This is a genomic window from Salinisphaera sp. S4-8, from assembly GCF_040361235.1.
Lineage (GTDB): Bacteria > Pseudomonadota > Gammaproteobacteria > Nevskiales > Salinisphaeraceae > Salinisphaera.
Genome location: NZ_APNF01000028.1, coordinates 1 through 3198 on the forward strand (window position 1 = coordinate 1; position 3198 = coordinate 3198).

Here is a 3198-nt window from a genome sequence, read left to right on the forward strand (position 1 = left end):
CCGGCGCATAGCGCCTGGTCGCGTATCAGGCGCTGGGTATCAACATACAAGGTTGGATTAGCGAAAGCGTAATCCAACAAAGAACGAAGCTCGTGTTCCCGCGCGTACCCGCCAGCCTTCAAACGGCCGCGGTGCCTGCGCCATGTTGGCTTACGGCCTGCGACCTAAGCCACCCTACTAGGCTGATGGTGGCGCTTGGATATTCGCTGCGAACGACCGGCGCATCGTATGTTGCTTGGCTACCGTACTATCGGCGCACGTGCCTCGGCGCACTTTGCTATTCGAATCGAGCAACACTATGAAAGAACGGGTGATCCTCTGGTTTCGGCGCGATTTGCGTCTGGCCGACAATCCGGCCCTGCGCGCCGCGCTCGACGGCGAGTTCGATTCGATCGTGCCGGTTTATATCCATGCGCCGCACGAGCTCGGCGACTGGGCGCCGGGTGCTGCGCAACGTGTCTGGCTGCATGAATCGCTCACCGCGCTTGCCGATGCTTTGGAGGCGCTGGGTTCGCGGCTGGTGATTCGCAGCGGCGATACGACCGAGGTGCTCGATACGCTCATCGCCGAAAGTGGCGCGACGGCGGTGTACTGGAACCGCCTTTATGACCCGCACACCATCGCGCGTGATAAAAAGGTCAAGCAACATCTGGAAGGCCGCGACATCGAAACCGCGAGCTTCAAGGCGCATCTGCTGCACGAGCCGTGGACCGTGGAAACCAAACAAGGCGGCCCGTACAAGGTCTTCACGCCGTTCTGGAAAGCCATCAAGAACCGGCCCGTGGACACCCCATTGGCCGCGCCGGACACCCTCCCCGAGGTGTGGTCGCGCATCGGCTCGGAATCGGTGGCCGCGCTCGGGCTGCGTCCGAAGATCGAATGGGATCGCGGTATCCGCGCGACCTGGTCGCCCGGCGAAAACGGCGCCCACGAACGGCTCGAAACATTCGTTAAAGATGTATTGGGCGAATATGACGAGACGCGCGACGCGCCCGCACGCTACGGCACATCCTATCTTTCGCCGCATCTGCACTGGGGCGAAATCGGCCCGCGCCAGATTGTGCATCGGGTGGAAGAATGGATCGACGACCACCGCGGGACGAAAACGCTGCGTGCCCACGCCGACAGCTTCTTGAGCGAAATCGGTTGGCGCGAGTTTTCGCACCATGTGCTCTACCACTTTCCGACTACACCCGATGAGCCGCTCGACCCGCGCTTCAAGGCGTTCCCCTGGTCCGGCGATGACGAGGGCCTGGCGTGCTGGCAGCAAGGGCGTACCGGTATTCCCATGGTCGATGCCGGCATGCGCGAGTTATGGGAAACCGGCTATATGCACAATCGCCTGCGCATGACGGTGGCGTCATTTCTGACCAAGAATCTGCGCGTGGCCTGGCAACACGGCGAGCGCTGGTTCTGGGATACGCTCGTCGACGCGGATCTGGCCAACAACACTCTCGGCTGGCAATGGGCGGCCGGCTGCGGTGCGGATGCCGCGCCCTTCTTCCGTATCTTCAACCCGGCGCGCCAGGGCGAGCGCTTCGATGCGAAGGGCGAATACGTACGTCGCTGGGTGCCGGAACTGGCCGAGCTGGAAAACCGCCACATCCACGAACCCTGGAATGCGCCTTCCAAGGCGCTCAAAGCCGCGAACGTCACCTTGGGCGAGGACTATCCGCAACCCATCGTGGACCTGAAAGCCTCGCGGCGCGAAGCCCTCTCCGCCTTCGACGAGATCAAGAACGACAGCCGATAGTCCTGGCGCGCGACAAAAAAAAGGCTCCCGAAGGAGCCTCTAGTCGTCATCCCCGCACATTGTGATTGTTGGTTGCCCGTCTAAGCGGACATCGGCGGGAAAATTGTTTTAGTAATCGTCGGGTCTGGGACCGTGGTTCTGCCTCCGAAAGCGCCTGCCGCCTGTTATTTTCGATGCCCTTGAGGGCTGGCGTGCAATTCGTTTCCTTGCATTCTTTGTACACGCAGCTGATGGCCGCGTCAACTACTGACGATGCATTCAGGTGACGCAACCACCACCTACTAGATCTTGAGCAGCGTCTCGCGGTAGTACGCCAGCTCGGCCAGCGAATCACGAATATCGTCCATCGCCAGATGGGTCGCCTGTTTCTTGAAACCCTTCGCGACCTCCGGCGCCCAGCGTTTAGCCAGCTCCTTGAGTGTGCTCACATCGATATGCCGATAGTGGAAGAAGGCTTCCAGCTCAGGCATATAGCGGGCAAGAAAGCGCCGGTCCTGACAGATGCTGTTGCCGCACATCGGCGACGCACCGGCCGGAACGTATTCCGCCAGAAAGTCCAGGGTTTCCTGCTGGGCGGCAGCCTCGTCGACGGTGCTGTTGCGCACGCGCTCCACCAGACCGGACTGATTATGCTGGCGTGTATTCCAGGCATCCATGCTGTCCAACAACGCGTCGTTCTGGTGAACCGCGCGCACCGGCCCCTCCGCCAGCACGTTGAGATCCTTATCGGTCACGAGCGTGGCGATTTCGATAATGCGATCGGCCTGCGGGTCGAGACCGGTCATCTCCAGATCGATCCAGATGAGGTTATCGTCAGCGTAGTTCATTGCAGCGGCGTATTTCGGACAAAGCGCCATTGTGCGGGGCGTCGCCCACAAGCGCAAAAGCCCCGCGATGCGCATTCGAACTGATAGCCTGAAACACGTTATTTGCGATAGGAACCGATGTCATGCCCCAGCTCAGCGCACAACATTGCCAGGCCTGCGACGGCAATACGCCCCGCCTCGACGAGGATGCGATCGCCAAGGCCCTGTCGCAGCTGGCCGACCGATGGGCGGTCCGCGACGGCCAACGTATCGCTGCCGCATTCAAGTTCAAGAATTACGGCAAGACCCAGGCGTTCGTGAACGCGGTGGCCTATATCGCCCACCGCGAGATGCACCACCCGGAGATCGCCTTCGGCTACAACCACTGCATAGTCGAGCTCACCACCCACGCCATCGACGGCCTGTCCGACAACGATTTCATTTTTGCCGCCAAGGTCGATCGGCTCGTCGATGATTAAGGGTGCGGGCGCCGCCCTGCTTCGGCCGACGCGATTGCAATGCGCGTTCACCGCATTGGTTCACCGGGGGCTACGTTGCTTGTTGGATTACGCTTCTTGTACGGACCGGAGACATGGGTAACACCCGTGCCAGGACATGGGTAACAGTTTAGCGCGCGTT

General features: G+C 60.9%; 3 protein-coding genes. 2 read left to right on the forward strand and 1 reads right to left on the reverse strand.

Translation table 11 applies throughout. The annotated features are described in order from the left end of the window. Positions 1-298: 298 nt before the first annotated feature. Positions 299-1753 carry a cryptochrome/photolyase family protein gene (locus tag S4A8_RS19055; protein ID WP_353221322.1) on the forward strand — a complete coding sequence of 485 codons (1455 nt, stop codon included), beginning with the start codon at positions 299-301 and terminating at the stop codon, positions 1751-1753. 281 nt (positions 1754-2034) lie between these two features. Here the strand turns inward: S4A8_RS19055 and orn are convergent, their stop codons facing one another. Next, positions 2035-2580, reverse strand: a complete 546-nt coding sequence (gene orn / locus S4A8_RS19060) for an oligoribonuclease (RefSeq protein ID WP_353180682.1) — start codon at positions 2578-2580, stop codon at positions 2035-2037. Positions 2581-2702: 122 nt separating this feature from the next. Here orn and S4A8_RS19065 point away from each other — a divergent pair, with 122 nt between their 5' ends. Next, positions 2703-3038, forward strand: a complete 336-nt coding sequence (locus S4A8_RS19065) for a 4a-hydroxytetrahydrobiopterin dehydratase (protein WP_353221323.1) — start codon at positions 2703-2705, stop codon at positions 3036-3038. Positions 3039-3198 lie beyond the last annotated feature (160 nt).

Bases quoted from the DNA above. Each gene is read 5' to 3' on its own strand.
- S4A8_RS19055 (WP_353221322.1), top strand. From the start codon at position 299: ATGAAAGAACGGGTGATCCTCTGGTTTCGGCGCGATTTGCGTCTGGCC.
- S4A8_RS19065 (WP_353221323.1), top strand. From the start codon at position 2,703: ATGCCCCAGCTCAGCGCACAACATTGCCAGGCCTGCGACGGCAATACG.
- orn (WP_353180682.1), bottom strand. From the start codon at position 2,580: ATGAACTACGCTGACGATAACCTCATCTGGATCGATCTGGAGATGACC.